This is a genomic window from uncultured Prevotella sp. (assembly GCF_946407605.1).
In the GTDB taxonomy this organism is placed as follows: domain Bacteria; phylum Bacteroidota; class Bacteroidia; order Bacteroidales; family Bacteroidaceae; genus Prevotella.
Genome location: NZ_CAMJOS010000001.1, coordinates 116,067 through 138,146 on the forward strand (window position 1 = coordinate 116,067; position 22,080 = coordinate 138,146).

The window sequence follows — 22,080 nt, forward strand, 5'->3', positions numbered from 1 at the left end:
AATTGACTATAGGGTCTTCACTTTATCTTGCTTCGTTCCTGCTCCTCTCCTTCGCAGCGTCTTCAGTTCTGTTCCAGGCTTCTTGGGTCGCCAGTTGAAGATATCCTCCTTTGAGACTGGCCTGACATAGTCAAACCAATAGAAGCCATCCAGGAAACGTTTCTCTGGTGGTATCTGTGACATAGGATACATGACTCCTTCGGCCTTGGGCGTCCAGATACTTCCCAATTTCTTTTTTATCATCAGCATACGCAGTTCACTGGTAGTCAGGCTGACCAGTCCTTCGTAAGTACTGTCCGACTCATTCACTGGATAGTAGACCGCCAGGACATTATCTACTGCCCTAGCCTCGTGAATCTCGCCATCCACGAAGAATGCAAACATCTCTTTCGACGACACCTGATTGAAAAGATCTGGGTCAGGCAGTTTCTCTACAGAAAGCGCCTGATTGATAACATGAGCATGGTCCACCACAGAATCGTTCAGAAACAATTCTATGACCTCACCTAAGAGTTGCTGATTCTGATTCCACACGATAGGATCACGATACATGGTGATACACGAGTCTTTCGATATGTACACCATCGAGTCACACACAGCCTGAACGTCTTTCCTATACGCGCGTACCTTATTATACGCGTATAGCTCCCTGTAAACAGAGTCAGTATCCAGATTATACGAGAATATCTTGAAGGTATCCGCATGGATAAAAAGCGTGTCGGGCTGTGAGTAGTCAAATGACACAGCACTATCGGTAGACATTGCATAGCCTGTAGCATCGTCATAGTAGCCATAGTTACAGAGGAGTCCGTTACGATTGACGGAATCTGTATAGACCACATTCCAGAATGCCTCACTGACGCTTGTCTTGCCATCATACCATATACTGTCTCCTACCAACGATTTCCCCTCATTATGTAACACCGACCGCTTCAGGAGCTCAGCCTGCTCAGTATCTGTGTTATAATAACCCATCTCAGAGTAGATATGGCTTTTGCCAGAATAGATGTCCGAGGGTCCCATCACATTAGCCAGCTTGGTTCGTGTATTATATGCTAACGTATCTGTGAGTAGTGTCGAGCTCTTATCCACCATCTTCACCTGGTCGGTGAAGAAAGCATCTTTCGTATCAGTGTGATATTCACCATGTATAGAGGTCAGCGTCGTTGTTTTATCTACCAGTTTTCCCCCGTCATTATAATATCCCATATTATCAATACGGTCGAAATATAGGGTATCGGTATAGAGCGTTGTGGCACGATTGCGAAGTTCCACCTGTTTGTCAGACGAGAACACCTTGGCTTCCATGAACTTATTATTACCATCATAGTAGCCATAATCGCTGGTCAGCGACAGCGTGTCTCCCTGCACCATTCGTACGTTACCCCACGCCTCAAACGAGTTGCTAGCCTCAAAGAAATTAGCGCTGTCACAATAAAGATGAGCTCCATCATGTTCAAACTCTACCTTTCCACGCAGCACCTGAGCATCGTTATTACGCCATTTATCATACCACAGCTCATCAGCATGAACCAGATAGACACGTTTTCCTTCGGTTTTCTTCAAAGGCTTCACAGGAAGTGAGGTCGTGCCAGCAAACACCATCAAACATAGCGCACACAGAAGCATCACAACGATGCTTCTGCTGCCTTTTATATTATTATGAGAATGATTGTTTCTCAAACCTCAAATATCAAACCTTAAACCTCAAAAAACGCAAATCACCTATTCCAGCCTTCATACTCGAACTGGCAGTCCTTATAGTCCTCACCCAAACGCACGTAGGTACTCTTGATTTTTTGGACCACCCAATCGTGAAGCATCTTCTCACGTCGCTTCTCCATCACCAGTTCCTTCATCACCTGGAAATCCTCGGTGATAGTAGCTTTATGACCTTCAGTACGACTCTTCAGCTTAGCAATGACACACACCGTTTTTCCCTGGTCATTAATCATAGGGAATGCTGCTGATATCTGTCCCACCTTCAGTGTGTCCACTACCTTTGCCACCTCAGGAGGTAAATCCTGCAACTGGAAACGTGATGTCTGTCCACTTTCCGAACGGTTAGCCATCAGTCCTCGGTTGTTTCGGGTATCCTTGTCATCAGAGAAAACAGTGACAGCATCTTCGAACGAGAAATGATCAGGAACCGTGATAAGCTGACTACGAATCATCTCTGGCACCACATTGGCGCGGATGGCATCGGCAATTGTATCAAGACGCGAAAGACAGATATTTACTGCCGAGTCGCTCACCACTGGTTTGCGCAGAATATGACGTACCTTAATCTTATCACCTCGTTTGTCTATCAACTGGATGATATGATAGCCGAACTCCGACTCCACAATCTTCGACACTTTAGTAGGGTCTGTCAGGTTGAAAGCCACAGCAGCAAAAGCAGGATCCAACAGGCCTCGACCTGTATAGTCCAGTTCACCACCCTGACGGCGCGACCCTGGGTCTTCAGAATAAAGACGAGCCAGTGTTGAGAACGATGTCTCACCTTTGTTAATACGATCAGTATAATCTCTCAGCTCATCCTTCACGCGGTTGATTTCCTCTATTGATACGCGTGGTGTCAGTGCAACAATCTGCACTTCCACCTCTGTAGGAACATAGGGGATACTATCCGTCGGCATGTTCTTAAAGTAACGACGCACTTCTGCAGGTGTCACCACGAGATCCTTTACCAGATGCTCCTTCATGCGCTGAATCAGCAACTGGTCACGCAGGTCATCATGCATAGACTGACGCATCTGACTCATACTCTGCTTTCTGTACTCCTCAAGTTTCTCGCGTGATCCAATCTGCTGAATCATATAGTCCAGACGACGCTCTGTCGCTGCAGAGATTTCTGTTTCCTTAACCTCTATACTGTCGATGGCAGCCTGATGCAGAAACAATTTTTGCACGGCCAGATGCTCTGGGATGGCACAATCAGGATCACCGTTCCAGCGCATACCTTCCATCGCAGCCTGAATACGAGTCACCTCCACCTCACTCTTCAAGATGGCTTCGTCGCCTACAACCCAGATAACTTCATCGACCACCGAACTAATGCTATCTTTCTGCTGTGCACAGACAGGTAGCAAAGAGAACAGCCCGGCCCAAAGAATAAGATATTTCTTCATTAGTGCTTATTGACGGTTTTCAACACCTCTTCATTGACTTTAACGGCATATTTACGACGCAGGTCAGCCACCCACTCTTTCTCCAGAGCCTCCTGATAGTCTGCTACCACCAGACCACGCACATCGGTATAGTCCTCAGGTCCTTTCTTCAACAGCTTGCCATAGACGGCATCAATGGGATAGTCAGTCAGATGGGTCACCGTTGTGTCTTTCTTGAACACGATGCTGTCAATCAGAGCGTTATCACCTTTCTTAAATATACCTTTCTCCACACGGATGCGGATAACAGAGTCAGCATTGAAAGTAGAACGCAAGGCCTCTGCCCACTTATCAAAAGCAAGCTTCTTCACGCAGTCACGCACGGCTTTCACATCGCCCAGCTCCTTCACATGATAGGCCATACCCTTATAACGAGGCTCGTCCCAGGTATAGTTCTTCTTGTTTTTCTTGTAGTAGTTAGCCAGTCCGGCCTCATCCTTTGCAGCTTTCTCCCACACTAAGTTATTGCTGATCTCATAGAGCAGCAGACCATCGTGATACTCTTTGATGAGGTATTTCATTTCCTGGTCCTGAGCCGACAGCTCGTCTGCTTTCTGCTCCATCAGCTGAGCCTTCGTCACGGCACCATTGCTGGACTTCACCATATCGTTCACTTTCTGCGAGGCAATCTGGTCGCGCATATTGCGCTGCTCCATGAACTTGAGAATATTATCGTGATGGAACTCGAAGGGCTCCAGCATCTTACGTTCCTTCATCAGAATCACATGATAACCGTAGGGAGACTGGATAACACCCGACATCTCACCAGGCTGCAAGGCATAGGCAGCATCCTCAAACTCCTTAACCAGTCGACCACGCTGCACGAAAGGCAGTAAGCCACCTTCACGGGCAGAACCAGGATCCTGCGACACTTTCTTTGCCAGTTCTGCAAAATCGGCACCATTTTTCAGAGCCTGATAGATAGAGTCTATACGCACCTTGGCAGCGTCCCATTCGGATTGTGGTGCCTGTTGTTTAGCCATTATCAGAATATGAGCCACCTGAATCAGTCCATCAGGACCAATCTGTTCCACTGTCTGGTCATAAATCTTATGGGCTTCAGCCTCCATATCAGCATCCGTCACAAAAGCAGGCAGTACCTGCTGGTCACGATACTGTGCAAACTCTGCTTGGAACGACTGCAACGTGTCATATTTTGCATCGAGTGCAGCAGCCACTTTCAGCTTATAATTAATAAAGAGGTCTACATATTCCTCAACACTTTTCTTGTCGATGACACCCTCTGAATTGTTCTTATTAAAAGAATACTCAAATTCCGAACGCAACACAGGCACACCGTTGATCGTCATGATAACGGGATCATCGGCAGTCTGCGCACTTACAGATGCGCAAGCCAGTAACCCGGCAAAAAGCATTTTCAGTTTCATAATACGTAAAAGTCGTAAAAATCTTATTTAAAAGTATCAGTCGTTTGGCCTTGAATAGTTAGGAGCCTCACTGGTAATCGTGATATCATGTGGATGACTCTCCATCACGCCAGCGTTGGTGATGCGGGTAAACTTGGCATCATGCAGCTTCTCGATAGAGGCGGCACCACAGTAACCCATACCCGAGCGAAGACCACCCGTCAACTGGTAGATTACCTCCTGAACAGTTCCTTTGTAAGGCACACGACCTGCGATACCCTCAGGTACCAACTTCTTCACATCCTTTGTGTCAGCCTGGAAATAGCGATCCTTAGAGCCATGCTCCATAGCTTCCAGCGAACCCATACCGCGATAGCTTTTGAACTTACGTCCATTAAAGATAATGGTCTCACCAGGACTCTCCTCCGTACCTGCCACCAGCGAACCAATCATCACACTTGAGCCACCAGCTGCCAGTGCCTTCACGATATCACCAGAATAGCGCAGACCACCATCAGCAATCAAGGGAACGCCTGTGCCTTTCAGGGCGCTGTACACATCGTAAACAGCACTCAGCTGGGGCACGCCGACACCAGCAACCACACGCGTGGTGCAGATAGAGCCTGGTCCAATACCTACTTTCACGGCATCAGCACCATTATCTACCAACATCTTGGCAGCAGCGCCTGTAGCAATGTTACCCACTACGATATCAATATCCTTGAAGGCATTCTTAGCCTCACGCAGTTTGTCAATCACGCCCTTTGAATGTCCGTGAGCCGTATCAATGACGATGGCATCAGCGCCAGCATTCACCAGAGCCTGCATACGCTCCAGCGTGTCGGCAGTAACACCCACGCCGGCGGCTACTCTCAGTCGGCCCTTCTCATCCTTACAAGCCATCGGCTTATCCTTTGCCTTCGTAATATCCTTATAGGTGATAAGACCCACCAAGTGATTGTCCTTATCCACCACAGGCAGCTTTTCGATTTTGTTCTCCTGCAGAATCTGGGCAGCAGCAGCCAAGTCGGTCTGCTGGTGAGTTGTCACCAGATTCTCCTTTGACATGATTTCATCAACGGGTCTGTCCAGACGACGCTCAAAGCGCAGGTCACGGTTCGTCACGATGCCCACTAAGTGATTTTCATCGTCAACAACGGGAATACCACCAATATGATACTCCGACATGATGTCGAGAGCCTGTGCCACAGTAGAACCACGACGAATGGTAACAGGATCGTAGATCATACCATTCTCAGCACGTTTCACGATGGCCACCTCACGAGCCTGATTTTCAATAGACATATTCTTGTGAATCACGCCGATACCGCCTTCGCGGGCAATAGCAATAGCCATCTGGCTCTCGGTCACAGTATCCATAGCAGCCGTTACGAACGGCACGTTCAAGATAATGTTACGCGAGAAACGTGTTTGCAACTCCACCGTCTTTGGCAGCACTTCCGAATAAGCGGGAATCAGCAGGACGTCGTCAAATGTGAGGCCGTCCATCACAATCTTATCTGCAATAAATGATGACATAATTTGGGTACCTTAAATTTTATTGCGTGCAAAGATACACATTTTTTTTGAGGTTTAAGGTTTGAGGTTTGAGAATTATGCTTCGCCTTGGTAATTTTTAACACAAACAGGCCAAACCTTAATTCTCAACCCTCAATTATTAAACCTTAAACCTCAAATCTTAAATTTCAAACCAACTATTAGTTTGCCATATCGCTGATGAACTTGATACGCACCAAACGTATCTCGTCATCCGAGAAGTCAGCGCCAAACTCATCGATGGCAGCTTCCAAATCATCGGTTTCCTGCTCTGCGAAGTAGTCACAGATATCTGCGATATCATCAGGATCCATAATCTCCGTGAGGAAATAGTCAATATTGATCTTGTTACCGCTATAAAGCACGATACCTTCCAGTTCGTCGAGCAACTCCTCAAAGTCAATGCCCAGAGCGTTGGCAATATCATCCAAAGCTATTCTACGGTCAATATTCTGAAGAATCTTCAGCTTACGCATCGAGTCTTTGGCCTTGGTACGAACACGCAGGTCTGACTGACGCTCTATCTCGTTCTCTTCGCAGTAGCGCTTGATGAGATCCACGAACTCCTTGGCATAGGGCTGACGCGTCTTACCATCGCCCACACCCTGTATATTCTTCAGCTCCTCAAGGGTAACAGGATATTCGGTAGCCATCTGCTCTAACGACACATCCTGGAAGATGACATAAGGTGGACGTTCCAGCTTGCGCGACCATTTCTTACGCAGGTCGTGGAGCATAGCCGAGAGCGTGGGGTCGAGTGCGCTGGTGCCGCCTTCAGGTGTTGCCGGCTCTTCTTCCTCACTAAACTCATGGTCTTCAACCACCATGAAAGTCTGAGGATTCTTGATAAACTTCTTTCCTGCGCTAGTTACCTTCAGCAAGCCGTAGTTCTCTACCTCTTTCTTCAGATAGCCGGCTATCAGCGCCTGACGAATAACGGGATTCCATATCTTCGGATTCTCATCCTCGCCAGAGCCGAACTCATCAAGGTCCTGATGTTTATGGGCCACTATCTCGTTAGTGTCGCGCCCCGTGATAAAGTCAATCACATAGTCGCTACGGAAGTTCTCTTTGATGGCCAGTATAGCCTTCAGAGCTATCACCAGCTGGTTGCGGGCATCAATCTTGGTGCCTGGATGCAGACAGTTATCGCAATTACCACAGTTGTCTTTGTTATACTGCTCACCAAAATAGTGCAACAGCATCTTACGGCGACAAACCGATGTCTCGGCATAGGCTGCCGTCTCCTGTAACAACTGTCGGCCGATATCCTGTTCAGCCACAGGCTTACCCTCCATAAACTTATCCAGTTTCTGCAGGTCCTTATAGCTATAAAATGCCAGACAAATACCCTCGCCGCCATCACGACCAGCACGACCAGTTTCCTGATAGTAGCCTTCCAGCGACTTGGGGATATCGTAGTGAATAACGAATCGCACATCGGGCTTGTCGATACCCATACCAAAAGCGATGGTAGCCACAATGACGTCGATACGTTCCATCAGAAAGTCATCCTGCGTCTGTGAACGCGTGCTGCTATCCAGTCCGGCATGATAGCACTGTGCCTTGATATCATTGGCACGCAACACATCAGCCAAGTCCTCTACCTTCTTTCTCGACAGGCAGTAGATGATGCCACTCTTGCCAGGATGCTGTTTAATGAAACGCACGATATCCTTATCAATATCCTTCGTCTTGGGCCTTACTTCGTAATACAGGTTAGGACGGTTAAATGAGCTCTTGAACTCGGTGGCATCGAGAATGCCGAGACTCTTCTTGATATCTGTACGCACCTTATCGGTGGCAGTAGCAGTCAGAGCGATGACAGGCGCCTTGCCTATTTCGTTGATGATAGGACGGATTCGACGGTACTCTGGGCGGAAATCATGTCCCCACTCTGAGATACAATGCGCCTCATCGACGGCATAGAACGAAATCTTCACCGTCTTCAGGAATTCCACATTATCTTCCTTGGTAAGCGACTCTGGAGCCACATACAGCAGCTTGGTTCTTCCCTCACGTATATCCTTCTTCACCTGGTCTATAGCCGATTTGTTGAGCGAGGAGTTCAGGAAGTGTGCCGTTCCCTCTTGCTCACTAAGATGGGCAATGAAGTCCACCTGATTCTTCATCAAGGCTATCAGAGGCGAGATGACGATGGCCACGCCGTCCATCAGCAATGATGGCAGCTGATAGCACAACGACTTGCCGCCGCCAGTAGGCATCAGCACGAAGGTATCCTTGCCTTCCAGCAGGTTGCAGATAATCGCCTCCTGGTCTCCCTTGAAGGAATCAAAGCCAAAATAGCGTTTCAGCGCATCTGTCAGATTTTTCTTTTCTTTTGTCATAGGCTGCTCATATAGGGCTTACTAGCCAAGTGTATTACTCTTTTCAAGTTGCTCTTTGGCATAGTCTTCTGTCACTTCAAATTGTTTCACTTTCTTTGATGGAACCTCAAACATCGCATCCATCATGATACACTCCACGATAGAACGCAGTCCGCGTGCACCCAGTTTGTACTCCACTGCCTTGTCAACGATGTAGCGCAAGGCCTCTGGTGTGAATGTCAGCTTCACGCCGTCCATCTCAAACAGCTTCACATACTGCTTCATGATGGAGTTCTTCGGCTCTGTCAGAATCTTCTCCAAAGCAGGACGGTCCAGCGGGTTCAGATACGTCAGCACAGGCAGACGACCGATAATCTCGGGGATGAGTCCGAACGACTTCAGATCCTGCGGCTGCACATACTTCATCAGGTCTTCCTTGTCCAGCTTTCTCACGTTCTGAACAGAGTTGAAGCCCACGGTATGGGTATTCAGTCGCTGTGCTATCTTGCGCTCAATGCCGTCGAAGGCACCACCGCAAATAAACAGGATGTTGCGTGTATCAACGGCGATATACTCCTGGTCGGGATGCTTACGGCCACCCTTTGGCGGCACGTTCACCATCGTTCCTTCCAGCAGTTTCAGGAGTCCCTGCTGCACGCCCTCACCACTCACGTCGCGAGTGATGCTGGGATTGTCGCTCTTACGGGCAATCTTATCAATCTCATCGATGAAGACGATACCTCGCTGAGTAGCCTCAACATTATAGTCGGCCACCTGCAGCAGACGCGTCAGAATGCTCTCCACATCCTCGCCTACATAGCCAGCTTCCGTGAATACGGTAGCATCGACAATGGTAAAAGGCACATCGAGCAGCTTGGCGATGGTGCGTGCCAGCAACGTCTTGCCAGTACCCGTCGAGCCTACCATGATGATATTGCTCTTCTCTATCTCTACGTCGTCAGACTTGTCAGCTTTCTGTTGCAGACGCTTGTAGTGGTTATACACCGCCACAGAGAGGAAGCGTTTGGCCTCATCCTGCCCAATGACATACTGGTCCAGATAGGCCTTGATATCACGAGGTTTGGGCACAGAGCCCTCCTTCGGTTTGAACTTCGATGCTTTGGTATCCTTGCCTTTCGGATGCTCAGGGTCGAAACCAGACTCCTGCACTATCTTATAGGCTTGGACGGAGCACTGTTCACAGATATAGCCACTAACGCCCGATATGAGAAGCTTGACATCGTTCTCACTACGTCCGCAGAAATTACATACTTTTCTCATTCCTTACTTCTTCACCAACACTTGGTCAATCATGCCATACTCCTTAGCTTCCTCGGCCGTCATCCAGTAGTTACGGTCGCTGTCGGCCCACACCTTGTCATATTCGGTGTGCGAATGGTTGGCAATAATGGTATAGAGTTCTTTCTTCAGCTTCTGAATCTCACGGGCCTCAATCTCAATGTCTGAAGCCTGACCCTGCACGCCACCCAGCGGCTGGTGAATCATCACGCGACTGTGGGTCAGTGCTGAGCGCTTGCCCTCAGTACCAGCCACCAGCAGCACGGCAGCCATCGATGCAGCCATACCTGTACAAATAGTAGCCACATCACTTTGAATGAACTGCATGGTGTCGTAGATGCCCAGTCCGGCATAGACGCTTCCACCAGGCGAGTTGATATAGAGGTTGATATCCTTGCCCGGGTCGGTAGCGTCGAGATAGAGCAACTGTGCCTGCAGCACGTTGGCCGTATAATCGTTGACCTCGGTACCCAGGAAAATGACGCGGTCCATCATCAGTCGTGAAAACACATCCATCTGAGTCACGTTCAACTGACGCTCCTCCAGAATATAGGGATTCATATACTGGGCCTGAGCGGCCATCACGTCGTCAAACACCTGACCATTAACGCCCAGATGTCGGGTTGCGTATTTTCTAAAATCATTCATAATCTCTCTTTACTTTTGTTTTTTCAATACAAAATTACAAAAAAAATGTCGGAATGCAAGACATCCCGACATTTTTTTTGGTTAAAGAAATATAATGAGGTCTCTTTATGCTTCCTGCATCATCTTATTGAAAGCATCGAGAGTCACTTCTTTCTCGTTCAGTTTCACGATACCCTTCAGGGCAGCAGTCAACTTCACATCGACAGCACGGTCAACGAAGTTGTCCACATTTTCACGCTTCTTCAGCTGCTCGGCAGCATAGTTGTCCAGCACGTCATCGGGCACATTGCTCATGCCATACTGTGCAAACTGAGCGCGGATAGCCTCCTTGGCCACAGCCTTCAGGTCGGTCTCTTCCACCTTGATTTGGGCGGCAGCTACCAGCTGCTCCTTGATGAGGTGCCACTTCAGCTCAGCGATAGAAGCAGCGAAGTTCTTCTCTACGAACTCCTCGCCCTTATCCTGGTTGTTCTGCAGCATGATGCGCTTCAACAGAGCCTCGGGGAACTGCAGATCGCCCACCTTCTTCTCAACATACTTACGGACATCCTGCAGGAACTTATAGTCGCTGTTAGCCACCAGCTGAGCCTTCAGGGTGTCGGCAATACGCTGACGGAAGTCAGCCTCGTCCTTCACGCCCTCACCAAATACGCGCTCAAACAGCTTAGCGTCAACGGCAGCGGGCTGGAAATGACGAATCTCAGTAATCTGGAAGCTGAACTCGCAGTCCAGGTCCTTCACCTGATCCTTCTCAACCTTCAGCAGGGCAGCCACCTCAGCATCGTTGTCGGGATAAGCCTTCTTAGGACTGAAGGTGATGATGTCGCCCAGCTTAGCGCCGTCGAACTTCTTCTTCTCGTCCTCACCCTTCATGTATGAAGGCATAATCATGCCACCCTCGGTGGTAATACCGCCTTCCAGCGTGTTGCCCTTGGCATCGAGCTGACGCAAGTCACCCTTCAGGGTGTCGTTGCCGCTCCACTCCTTAGCCTCAACAAACTCACCGGCCTGCGATGCATACATCTGCACATGGTCGTCAATCAGCTTGTCGTCCACCTTGATGGTGTAGAAGTCAATCTTATCCTTATTGGTCAGCTCTGCCTTGAACTCGGGAGCCACAGCGATATCGAACACAAACTCGAAGGGACCGTCGCCAGCCAGATCCTGAGGCTTCTGACCCTCAGCAGACATGGGCTCGCCCAGCATCTGAATCTTGTTCTCACGAACATATTCGTAGAGTTTCTCGCCCAGGATGCGGTTCACCTCGTCGGCCTTGACAGCAGTACCATACTGCTTCTTCACCAAGCCCATGGGCACCATACCCGGACGGAAACCGGGCACCTGAGCCTTCTTGCGATAGTCCTTCAACTTCTTCTCTACTGCTTCCTGATAGTCTGCCTGCTCAATGGTTATAGTCATCAAACCATTGATTTTATCGGCACTTTCAAACTTAATATTCATCCTTTTTATACCTTATTTATATAATATACATCGATTTTGGCCTGCAAAATTACACATAATTAGCCGAAAAACCGCACGATTACGATTTTTTAACTACTCTTCTTCTGTCTTTGAACTTTGTGGTGGTGCTCACGCTTCGTTCACCCCTCAGTGGCTTCAGCCTCTCTATTACGTTCCTCCTCCAGTTTCTGGAAGTCTTTCTGGCGCAGCACAAACGAGTCAGTAAGGTAGTTCTTACGCACTATCTGGTTGGCTGCCAGCTCCTCAGGCGTGCCATGAAACAGGATACGTCCCTCGAACAGCAGATATGCACGGTCAGTAATACAGAGCGTATCCTCCACATTGTGGTCGGTAATCAGAATGCCGATGTTGCGGTCCTTCAGTTTCCACACAATAAACTGGATATCCTCCACAGCGATGGGGTCCACACCAGCGAAGGGTTCGTCGAGCATGATGAACTTCGGTTCGATGGCCAGACAGCGAGCTATCTCACAGCGACGACGCTCACCACCTGACAGCTGGTCGCCTTTGTTCTTGCGCACCTTCTGCAGACGGAACTCCTTAATCAGACTCTCCAGCTTCTCCAGTTGATACTCACGCGGTTTGCCCGTCATCTCCAGCACCGACAGGATATTGTCCTCTACGCTCATCTTACGGAACACGCTAGCCTCCTGAGCCAGATAGCCTATGCCGAGTCTGGCCCGCTTATACACAGGGTAGTCCGTCACTTCCTGATCTCCCAGGTAGATATGTCCGCCGTTTGGAAGCACCAGACCTGTGGTCATATAGAAAGAGGTGGTCTTACCGGCACCATTAGGGCCCAGCAGTCCCACAATCTCGCCCTGTCGCACATCGAAGCTCACATCGCTCACCACGGTGCGCTTTCCGTATCGTTTGATGAGGCCTTCGGTCCTCAACACAATATGCTCTTCTTCCATCGTCTTGCAGTTGTATTTTTATGGAGTACTCGTTTTCGGCTACAAAAGTAGTGAGAATTTTCCGAAAAACAATTCCCACCACTTATTTTTTAAGATTCATTGTGACCATCTTTGCTCTTCAGATAGTCCGCAAAGATGCGTGCCGCACTCTCTACCTTGGCAGCGCAGGGTCTTTTCTTGTAATACTCGGCCGTACGGGCAGAGGCTACATAACTGGAATGAGCCTTCTCATGACCTTGGATGCCAAGAATCTCGGCACAAATGATACTGCCGTTCTCTTCTTTGGATTTTGCCAGAAGGTCCTGAACAACTTTGTAACAGGCCGACTTGCCTTCGCGGTCTGAGCCCTCTGTCTGACCACAGTCGAGACCTACGAGAATGACGATGCCAGAGACGGCACCACACATCATTCGCATGCGCCCTACCCCGCCGCCAAAGCCGGCACCGATGCGCTTGGCCATCGTCTCGTCTAAACCATAAAGGTCGGAAAAGGCTGCCACCACACTTTGGCAGCAGCCATATCCGGCCATGAAATTATCGACTGCGCGCTGTACGCGCTCGTCTAATTCTTTGTCAGTCATTAAGCCTCAGCTTCTTCGTCGTTTGCCTTAAAGCTTGCGAGATCCTCTACCTGGAAGGCCTTGATGTATGCGCTCTTACCGAGAACATCCTCCTCGGCCATGCGAACGTATACGTTGGCGCTCTTCTCGAAGAGCTCTGGAGCCTTGGTGGCGTCGCGCAGGATGAGCAGGCTCATTACCAACTCGGCGGTCATGTCGTACAGACGACGAGCAAGGAAGTCCTGAGCGTCCTGATTCTCAAGGGCCTTAACATTGTTAAGTGCCTCCTCGTAAACAGGGATGAGCTTCTCAACGCGAGCTTTCAGGTTCTTCAAGCTATCGCTAACCTCGAGACCTGCCAGCATGTCCTTGATGTTGTTGAGCATAGTGCCGTTGGTGATGTAGCGGATAGCGGCTACAACCTGCAACTGTGTGGTACCCTCGTAGATAGAGAAGATACGTGCGTCGCGGAACAGGCGCTGGCTCTTGTACTCCATGATGAAACCTGAACCACCGTGGATGCTGATAGCATCGTAAGCGTTCTGGTTGGCGTACTCTGAGTTCATACCCTTGGCCAGTGGTGTGAATGCATCGGCCAGGCGCTGGTACTTCTTGCGCTCCTGTTTCTCCTCGGGAGTGAGCTTGCGGTCGCGCTCGATATCCTCGAGGCACTTGTAGATATCAACGTAAGCGGCTGTCTCGTACAGCAGTGAACGACCAGCATCGAGCTTGGCCTTCATGCGAGAGAGCATATCGTAAACAGCGGGGAAGTTGATGATCTTATCACCAAACTGCTGACGCTCCTTGGCGTAAGCCAGACCCTCGTTGTAAGCCTCCTGCTCAACACCTACACTCTGTGCGGCGATACCCAGACGGGCACCGTTCATCAGAGCCATCACGTACTTGATCAGACCCAGACGTGTGCTACCGCAGAGCTCGGCCTTAGCGTTCTTATAGGTGAGCTCACAGGTAGGTGAGCCGTGGATACCCAGCTTGTGCTCGATGTGACGAACGTCAACACCGCCCTGGCGCTTGTCGTAGATGAACATTGACAGACCACGTCCGTCCTTGGTGCCCTCCTCAGAACGAGCCAGCACGAGGTGGATGTCGCTATCACCGTTGGTGATGAAGCGCTTCACACCGTTCAGGCGCCAGCAGTTCTCCTTCTCGTCGAAGGTAGCCTTCAGCATCACGCGCTGCAGGTCAGAACCAGCATCAGGCTCGGTCAGGTCCATACTCATACCCTCACCAGCGCAAACGCGTGGGATGTACTTCTGGCGCTGCTCCTCGCTACCGAACTCATACAGAGTGTCGATACAGCTCTGCAGGCTCCAGATGTTCTGGAAACCGGCATCAGCAGCCGAAATCATCTCAGAGAGCATAGAGAATACTGCGTTAGGCAGGTTCAGACCGCCGTAACGACGAGGCATTGATACACCCCACAGACCAGCCTTGCGGGTGGCGTCGAGGTTCTCGTAAGTCTTAGAGGCGTAGATCATACGACCATTCTCGAGGTGTGGACCTTCGAGGTCGACGCTCTCAGAGTTTGGCTCGATGATATTGGCAGCCACGTCGCCAGTGATGTCGAGAATCTGCTTGTAGTTCTCGATGGCATCGCCCAGGTCAACGGGAGCATAATCATATTCCTTTGCATCAGCAAAGCCTTTTTCCTTCAGCTCAACGATACGAGCCATCAGGGGGTGGTTCAAGTAGAACCCGATCTCAGGATGATCGCTATAATAGTTTGCCATAATTATTTGCTATTCTGCTTATAGTACTTAATTAACTTTGGAACAACCTCCTCAACGGTGCCAACAATCACGTAGTCGGCAATCTTGTTGATAGGAGCATCGGGATCGCTGTTTACAGAGATGATGATACCAGAATCCTGCATACCAGCGATGTGCTGAATCTGTCCAGAGATACCACAGGCGATGTACACCTTGGGGTGAACGGTAACACCTGTCTGACCAATCTGACGGTCGTGATCCAACCAGCCAGCATCTACAGCGGCACGAGAACCACCAACCTCACCATGCAGAACCTTTGCCAACTCGAACAGCTGGTCGAAGTTCTCCTTGCAGCCCATACCGTAACCACCGGCTACAACTATAGGCGCACCCTTCAGGTTGTGCTTAGCAGCCTCTACATGGTGATCCAGAACCTTTACTACGAAAGCCTCAGGGCTTACATACTTGCTTACCTCAGGATAAACAACCTCCTTGCGGCACTCGCCATCGTACAGAGCCTTCTGCATAACGCCAGAGCGTACAGTAGCCATCTGTGGACGGTGGTCGGGGTTAACGATGGTAGCTACGATGTTACCACCGAAAGCAGGACGAATCTGATAGAGCAGATTCTCGTATGTCTTGTTGTTCTTCTTATCCTCGAAAGGACCAATCTCCAGCTCTGTGCAGTCGGCAGTCAGACCAGAGGTCAGTGATGATGATACACGTGGACCGAGGTCGCGACCGATAACGGTAGCACCCATCAGGCAGATCTGTGGCTGCTCCTCCTTGAAGAGGTTAACCAGAATATCAGTGTGGGGAGCTGAGGTGTAAGGGAACAGGTCCTTAGCGTCGAAAACAAACAGCTTGTCAACACCGTAAGGCAGAATCTGATCCTCGACCTTACCAGAAATACCGGTACCGGCAACAACGGCGTGCAGCTCTACGTTCAGTTCATTGGCGAGCTTGCGACCCTTGGTCAGCAACTCCTGAGAAACTTCTTGAACAGTTGTTCCTTCGATTTCTACATAAACAAAAACATTATTCATATCTCGTTATCCAATGATTTTCTCTTCCAACAATTCTTTGATCATTCCCTCGATATCAGCATCAGAAGCCGTCAAAGTCTTCGACTCCTTAGCCTGGAACACGATGTTCTTGATGGTCTTCACCTTGGTGGGTGAGCCACTCAGACCGCACTGGTTTACATCGCCATCCACGTCGGCCACGCTCCACTGGTTCAGTGTCAGCTCAGGGCGCTCGTCATACAGATAGTCGTATGGTGTACCCTCTGCAGGACGCTCCATAGGACAGGTTGCGCGCTTGTACTTCATCACCAGCTTAGCATTCTGGGGGCGACAAGGAGCAGCGCTTCCGTTAACTGTGATAACAACAGGCAGAGGAGCCTCTACGGTCTCAACACCACCGTCGATCACACGCTTGATGGTAGCCTTACCGTCCTTAACACTGAGTACCTCCTCGGCGTAAGTAACCTGGTTCAGGCCCAGCTTCTGAGCCACCTGAGGACCTACCTGAGCAGTATCACCGTCGATAGCCTGACGACCACCGATTACGATGTCAACATCGCCAATCTTCTTGATGGCAGTAGCCAGCGCATAAGATGTAGCGAGGGTATCAGCACCAGCGAAGAGACGGTCGGTAAGCAACCAACCGGTATCAGCGCCACGATAAAGTCCCTGACGGATAATCTCACCTGCACGTGGAGGACCCATCGTGAGGATTCCTACTGTTGAGCCTGGGTTCTGCTCCTTCAGGCGAAGGGCCTGCTCCAGGGCATTCAAATCTTCTGGATTGAAGATGGCGGGCAGGGCAGCACGGTTTACGGTGCCTTCGGCAGTCATTGCGTCCTTACCCACGTTACGGGTGTCTGGCACTTGCTTGGCCAGCACAACAATTTTCAAAGCCATAATTATTATAATAATGTGTAAAATTGATATCCTTTTTTAAAATGGTGCAAGGACAGTACGAAGCCTGTTCTCGCTGCGCTTTCTCAAAAAGCGCTGCAAAGGTAGTACTTTTTGCGCACACAGCCAAACAAATTGCACAAAATCGACTCTTTTGTGCGCATTTTGGCGATTTTGTGCAATCTTAAAACAGCAAAAAACTAAAAGCTGTCGTTCAGTATCCTTTCTATGACCTGTGGGAAGTACTTCATCTCCAGCTGATGCTCCTTCGCCGCTATGTCGTCGGCGCTATCCTCAGCAGTCAGCGCCACCTTATACTGTACAATGATGTCGCCACCGTCGCAGACAGGCGTCACCCAGTGCACCGTCATGCCCGTTTCCTTCTCGCCAGCAGCCTTCACAGCCTCGTGCACGTGGTGGCCCCACATGCCCTTGCCGCCGTACTTTGGCAACAGCGACGGGTGGATATTGATGATGCGGCGCGGAAAGGCATCCACCAGGAAGTTGGGCACCAGCGGCAGGAAGCCCGCCAGCACGATGAAGTCAATACCATATTCCTTCATCATCGGCATCATCACAGCCTCGTCGTTCAGCTCAGCCTTCGTCACCACCTTCGTGGCCACCTCCAGCCGCTGCGCCTTCTCAAGCGCAGGCGCATCCGCCTTATTACTGACCACCAAGGCCGTGCACACCTTCTCAGAACCCTTGAAATACCGGATGATATTCTCGCAGTTCGTTCCGCCGCCTGATACAAATATCGCAATGTTGACTTTCTTCATTGTCTGTCTGGTTTCTTTTTTCGTCGGCAAAATTACAAAATAACAGCGTAAAAGCCAAAACAATTCACACAGATTTTCATATCTAACCGAAATCTCCCGGATTCTTGCCGATTTTAAGCACTCGGCGCTGTGCAATAATACGAATTGCCATAGTTTAGTTTGTGTGTTTTTTAAGGGTTAAACATTTAGTTTAGTTCTCGTGTTTTTGCTCGGATTAATCCTCGCAATTTTTTGTCTTAATAGTAGCAGCTGCAGCGCTTAATTTTTGACAACGACAAGTGAAGTGCAAGAGCGAATGCAGAGCCGAGCTCGCTCGAGCTATGCTGAGCCACAGCCTTCACTCGCGATGCATCTCAAATGCATTGCAAAGGTACGAAATTTTTCGTGCGCTACCAAATTTCGGTATACCATAACCTGTAAAAAATCTGTTAAGAACCGTCATTTTCTGCAAGTTGCTCCCAATCGTGACAATGACTTCGTGACAAAGTGACATTAAGCACCCTCGCAGAGTGCATAAGCATTGTTAGAATATAATATATAATATATTATATATTATATTCTAAAATAATTGTCTTACAATTTTTCATTTTTCAAGCCCCTCTGTATGTGGAATCTCCTTAATGTCACGATGTCACTTTGTCATTATGTCACGTCTTCTGCTAAAAAGAATTAACTCGTACAAGAATATTTGCACGGGTGATTCTTTTTTGTTACCTTTGCACGGAAATATACGAACAACTTTATAAATGAATCAATATGAAGAATATCACGCTTGACATTACGAAGGCTTCCTGCTTTCTGGCAGAAGGCGCTGTAGCTGCTTTTGAACCAAAGGTGAAGGCAGCACAGGAAGCACTTGAGAACGGCACTTGCCCTGGTAACGATTTCTTAGGATGGCTGCACCTCCCCTCTTCTATCACTCCTGCTTTCCTGGCAGAGATTCAGGCCTGCGCCGACACGCTGCGCCAGAACTGCGAGGTAGTGGTTGTGGCTGGTATCGGTGGCTCTTATCTGGGTGCCCGCGCCGTGATTGAAGCCCTGGGCAACAGCTTTGCCTGGCTCATCCAGGAGAAGAAAAATCCAACTATCCTGTTTGCTGGTAACAACATCGGCGAGGACTATCTGTTCGAGATGACTGAATACCTGAAGGACAAGAAGTTCGGTGTTATCAATATCTCAAAGAGTGGTACCACCACCGAGACAGCCCTGACCTTCCGTCTGCTGAAGAAGCAATGCGAGGCTCAGCGCGGCAAGGAGGAGGCTAAGAAGGTGATTGTGGCTGTGACCGACGCCAAGCGTGGTGCTGCCCGTACCTGTGCCGACAAGGAGGGGTACAAGAGCTTTATCATCCCCGACAACGTGGGTGGTCGCTTCTCTGTGCTGACTCCTGTTGGTCTGCTGCCTATCGCCTGCGCTGGTTTCGACATCAAGGCTTTGGTAGAGGGTGCTCAGGATATGGAGAAGGCCTGCGGTAAGGACGTGCCTTTCGCTGAGAACCTCGCTGCCCAGTATGCTGCCGTACGCAACGGTCTGTATCAGAGTGGCAAGAAGATTGAGATCATGGTGAACTATCAGCCCAAGCTGCACTTCGTCAGCGAGTGGTGGAAGCAGCTCTACGGAGAGAGTGAGGGTAAGGACAAGAAGGGTATCTTCCCTGCTTCTGTTGACTTCACCACCGACCTGCACTCTATGGGTCAGTGGATTCAGGACGGCGAGCGCACCATCTTCGAGACCGTTATCTCTATCGAGGAGCCAGAGAAGAAGTTGCTGTTCCCCAGCGACGAGGAGAACCTGGACGGTCTGAACTTCCTGGCTGGCAAGCGCGTGGACGAGGTGAACAAGATGGCAGAGCTGGGTACTCGTCTGGCTCACGTCGATGGTGGTGTGCCCAACATCCGCATCAGCGTTCCCAAGTTGAACGAATACTACATCGGCCAGCTCATCTACTTCTTCGAGATTGGTTGCGGCATCAGCGGCAACGTGCTCGGCGTGAACCCCTTCAACCAGCCTGGTGTGGAGGCTTACAAGAAGAATATGTTTGCCCTGCTCGACAAGCCCGGCTACGAGGAAGACTCGAAAGCTATCAAGGAACGCTTGAAAAGTGAAAGGTGAAAGGTGAAAGGTGAAATGTTTGCTTCCGCATTGAAGTGAAAGAAATTATTCAGCAATACTTAGAGAAACACGGCTTTGAGGCACTTTGCCCCAAGGCCGTGCTTTTCGATATGGATGGCGTGCTCTATAACTCGATGCCCAACCACGCCATTGCGTGGCAGCGCTCGATGGAGATGTTTGGCATCCACATGACAGAGGCCGACGCCTACGCCACCGAGGGCGCTCGCGGCGTTGACACCATCCGCATGATGGTGAAGAAACAACAGGGCCGCGACATCGACGAGGCCGAGGCACAACTGATGTACGACGAGAAGACGCGCCAGTTTCACGCCCTACCAGAAACGCACATCATGCCTGGCATTCCTGAGCTGATGGCACAAATAAACGCCAACGGAATGACCATCGGCGTAGTAACAGGTAGCGGACAGCGTCCGCTTATCAATCGTCTGATGAAGGACTTCGGCGATTATCTGGACGAGAGTCACATCGTCACCGCCTACGACGTAAAACACGGCAAACCCAATCCCGACCCCTATCTGATGGGCCTGCAAAAGGCGGGCAACCTGAAGCCTTGGGAGGCTATCGTAGTAGAGAACGCACCCTTAGGCGTGAAGGCAGGCGTAGCAGCAAGAATCTTTACTATTGCTGTCAATACCGGTCCGCTACCAGACGACGTTCTCAAGCGAGAAGGTGCCGACTTGGTAATTTCCGATATGCCCACCCTCAGCAAGGGCTGGCATTCGCTCTTCTAATCATCATCATCTTCATCGTCAGCATCGACATAGTCGAGCATCTCCATATCGTCATCCTGACGAATATTGATGATGCCCTGCTTGTCTACTGTCATCTCCAACGGGATAAAGACATCGTCAACAGCATCAGGCAGGGCGATGACGACAGAGAACTCCAGCTTGCCATTGTCCACCTCGTCATAGCGGATGCTGGCCAGAATACCATTCTTCTTGAACGTCTCATCGATATACGACGAGAACGAGCCCTTGGTGAAGGTGCGACTAAACAGAGAGCTGCCATCGGGACGGTTGACAGAGACCTTCACCACATTGTCGAAATACTTCTGGTTGTTCTCGTCCTTCACCATCGACGAGCTGTCGGCTGGTGTACGCACTACTGAGACGGCATACTGGCTTCCACCCCAGTTGACCGAAGTGTTCTGTGTTGTCGCCTCCATAGCGATAGGGTCCACAGGTTGCTTAGGAACATACTTGGTGGTGATGATGTCGTCAGACTTTTTCTTTTCTTTGCAAGCACCCAGCATCATGATGCCGAATACCAGGATAAGGGGTAGTAATCGTTTCATAATTTTCTATTGACGAAGCAAAAGTACAAAATATTTTCGATACAACACAAAAAAACGCCCACTATTTTAATAGCGGGCGCCAAAATCATCAGTCACACGACTGATTCGTTTCGGGTTGAGGACACGCCTGTCCTTCTTCAAAATACTATGTTAACCTAAATCACTATGAAAAAATCTCAATTGTTGTTATTCTCTCTCTGGGGACGATCGCCACCGCGACGCATCTGCGCACGACGGTTCTCATTGTCCTTCTTGTAAGCCGCATACTGCTCCTCGGTCATGATGGCCTTCAGCTCAGCATCGTAGGCTTCCTGATTCTTCTGCATCTCCTCGCGGTTGGCACCAAAGTTGCCCTGAGGACGCTGAGGTCTGTCACCTCTTACGCTATCGTTCTGAGGACGCTGGGGTCTTTCGGCCATCTGGGGTCTGTTGCCGCCCTGAGGTCTGTTGCCACCTCCCATCTGAGGTCCGCGACCACCCTGACCACGCATGCCACGCATGCCTCCTCCCATTGGGAGCTTACCCTGGAAACGAGTGTTCAGGTCCAGCAGCTTAGCTGCCTGCTCCTCGTTGAGTCCATATCTCTGCACAGTAGCGTCTGTGCGCTGCTTGATCATCTCTTTAGGGTCGAACTGTCTGCGCTCACCATTGTTTGGAGCAGCAGGATTAGCTTCCTGAGCCATTGCGGTAACACCCATCATCATCGCAGCTATCATTGTTAAAACGATCTTCTTCATTTTCTTCTTTACTTTTTAAAAATTAGACATTGGTTTGTAGCTTTCTGTGTTGCAACTGTTCCTTTGACGCAGGAAAGTAACAAAAGTTTAACCAGATAATAAAAAAAATTGCATTTTTCTTATTTTACCTTCTTTTTTTTATTAATTTTGCAAGG

18 protein-coding genes are annotated in these 22,080 nt (G+C 49.6%); 2 read left to right on the plus strand and 16 right to left on the minus strand.

Annotation, left to right across the window (positions count from 1 at the left end):
• Positions 1-6 precede the first annotated feature (6 nt).
• From Q0R57_RS00490 to Q0R57_RS00555, 14 genes are all read right to left on the minus strand, one after another.
• A complete protein-coding gene (locus Q0R57_RS00490; protein ID WP_294742780.1) occupies positions 7-1,683 on the minus strand; it encodes an OstA-like protein in 1,677 nt (558 codons plus the stop codon).
• 38 nt (positions 1,684-1,721) lie between these two features.
• Complete coding sequence (locus tag Q0R57_RS00495; protein WP_294742782.1) at positions 1,722-3,131, minus strand: peptidylprolyl isomerase; 1,410 nt, start codon at positions 3,129-3,131, stop codon at positions 1,722-1,724.
• Complete coding sequence (locus Q0R57_RS00500) at positions 3,131-4,558, minus strand: peptidylprolyl isomerase (protein WP_294742783.1); 1,428 nt, start codon at positions 4,556-4,558, stop codon at positions 3,131-3,133. The genes Q0R57_RS00495 and Q0R57_RS00500 overlap by 1 nt, the downstream gene beginning before the upstream one ends.
• 36 nt (positions 4,559-4,594) lie before the next feature.
• Positions 4,595-6,076 (minus strand): IMP dehydrogenase, encoded by a 1,482-nt coding sequence (gene guaB, locus Q0R57_RS00505; RefSeq protein ID WP_294742785.1) that lies wholly within the window; start codon positions 6,074-6,076, stop codon positions 4,595-4,597.
• A 179-nt stretch (positions 6,077-6,255) separates the two neighbouring features.
• Positions 6,256-8,442 carry a DNA helicase RecQ gene (gene recQ, locus Q0R57_RS00510; RefSeq protein ID WP_294742787.1) on the minus strand — a complete coding sequence of 729 codons (2,187 nt, stop codon included), beginning with the start codon at positions 8,440-8,442 and terminating at the stop codon, positions 6,256-6,258.
• Between the two features lie 21 nt (positions 8,443-8,463).
• Positions 8,464-9,702, minus strand: a complete 1,239-nt coding sequence (gene clpX, locus Q0R57_RS00515; RefSeq protein WP_294742789.1) for an ATP-dependent Clp protease ATP-binding subunit ClpX — start codon at positions 9,700-9,702, stop codon at positions 8,464-8,466.
• Between the two features lie 3 nt (positions 9,703-9,705).
• Positions 9,706-10,368 carry an ATP-dependent Clp endopeptidase proteolytic subunit ClpP gene (gene clpP / locus Q0R57_RS00520; protein ID WP_294742791.1) on the minus strand — a complete coding sequence of 221 codons (663 nt, stop codon included), beginning with the start codon at positions 10,366-10,368 and terminating at the stop codon, positions 9,706-9,708.
• Positions 10,369-10,473: 105 nt separating this feature from the next.
• Positions 10,474-11,829, minus strand: coding sequence for a trigger factor (tig, locus tag Q0R57_RS00525; RefSeq protein ID WP_294742792.1), 1,356 nt, complete (start codon positions 11,827-11,829; stop codon positions 10,474-10,476).
• A gap of 140 nt (positions 11,830-11,969) precedes the next feature.
• Positions 11,970-12,767 (minus strand): LPS export ABC transporter ATP-binding protein, encoded by a 798-nt coding sequence (lptB, locus tag Q0R57_RS00530; RefSeq protein ID WP_294742795.1) that lies wholly within the window; start codon positions 12,765-12,767, stop codon positions 11,970-11,972.
• Between the two features lie 89 nt (positions 12,768-12,856).
• On the minus strand, positions 12,857-13,348 hold the full coding sequence (locus Q0R57_RS00535) for a C-GCAxxG-C-C family protein (protein ID WP_294742797.1): 492 nt from the start codon (positions 13,346-13,348) through the stop codon (positions 12,857-12,859).
• The gene (locus tag Q0R57_RS00540; protein WP_294742800.1) at positions 13,348-15,078 is read right to left on the minus strand and encodes an acyl-CoA dehydrogenase family protein; all 1,731 of its coding nucleotides are present in this window, start codon (positions 15,076-15,078) and stop codon (positions 13,348-13,350) included. The genes Q0R57_RS00535 and Q0R57_RS00540 overlap by 1 nt, the downstream gene beginning before the upstream one ends.
• Before the next feature lie 2 nt (positions 15,079-15,080).
• The gene (locus Q0R57_RS00545; RefSeq protein WP_294742801.1) at positions 15,081-16,103 is read right to left on the minus strand and encodes an electron transfer flavoprotein subunit alpha/FixB family protein; all 1,023 of its coding nucleotides are present in this window, start codon (positions 16,101-16,103) and stop codon (positions 15,081-15,083) included.
• Positions 16,104-16,109: 6 nt separating this feature from the next.
• Entirely contained in the window at positions 16,110-16,982 is an 873-nt protein-coding gene (locus Q0R57_RS00550; protein ID WP_294742803.1) for an electron transfer flavoprotein subunit beta/FixA family protein, read from the minus strand.
• A gap of 197 nt (positions 16,983-17,179) precedes the next feature.
• Positions 17,180-17,758 carry a phosphoribosylglycinamide formyltransferase gene (locus Q0R57_RS00555; protein WP_294742805.1) on the minus strand — a complete coding sequence of 193 codons (579 nt, stop codon included), beginning with the start codon at positions 17,756-17,758 and terminating at the stop codon, positions 17,180-17,182.
• A 756-nt stretch (positions 17,759-18,514) separates the two neighbouring features.
• Here Q0R57_RS00555 and Q0R57_RS00560 point away from each other — a divergent pair.
• Both Q0R57_RS00560 and Q0R57_RS00565 read left to right on the plus strand, forming a co-directional pair.
• On the plus strand, positions 18,515-19,870 hold the full coding sequence (locus tag Q0R57_RS00560) for a glucose-6-phosphate isomerase (protein ID WP_294742807.1): 1,356 nt from the start codon (positions 18,515-18,517) through the stop codon (positions 19,868-19,870).
• 35 nt (positions 19,871-19,905) lie between these two features.
• Positions 19,906-20,622 (plus strand): HAD hydrolase-like protein, encoded by a 717-nt coding sequence (locus tag Q0R57_RS00565; RefSeq protein ID WP_294742809.1) that lies wholly within the window; start codon positions 19,906-19,908, stop codon positions 20,620-20,622.
• On the opposite strand, the gene Q0R57_RS00570 is transcribed toward Q0R57_RS00565, so the two are convergent.
• Positions 20,619-21,188, minus strand: coding sequence for a DUF4738 domain-containing protein (locus tag Q0R57_RS00570; RefSeq protein ID WP_294742810.1), 570 nt, complete (start codon positions 21,186-21,188; stop codon positions 20,619-20,621). The two genes, Q0R57_RS00565 and Q0R57_RS00570, sit on opposite strands and share 4 nt — an antisense overlap.
• A gap of 176 nt (positions 21,189-21,364) precedes the next feature.
• Entirely contained in the window at positions 21,365-21,925 is a 561-nt protein-coding gene (locus Q0R57_RS00575; protein ID WP_294742813.1) for a DUF4890 domain-containing protein, read from the minus strand.
• Positions 21,926-22,080 lie beyond the last annotated feature (155 nt).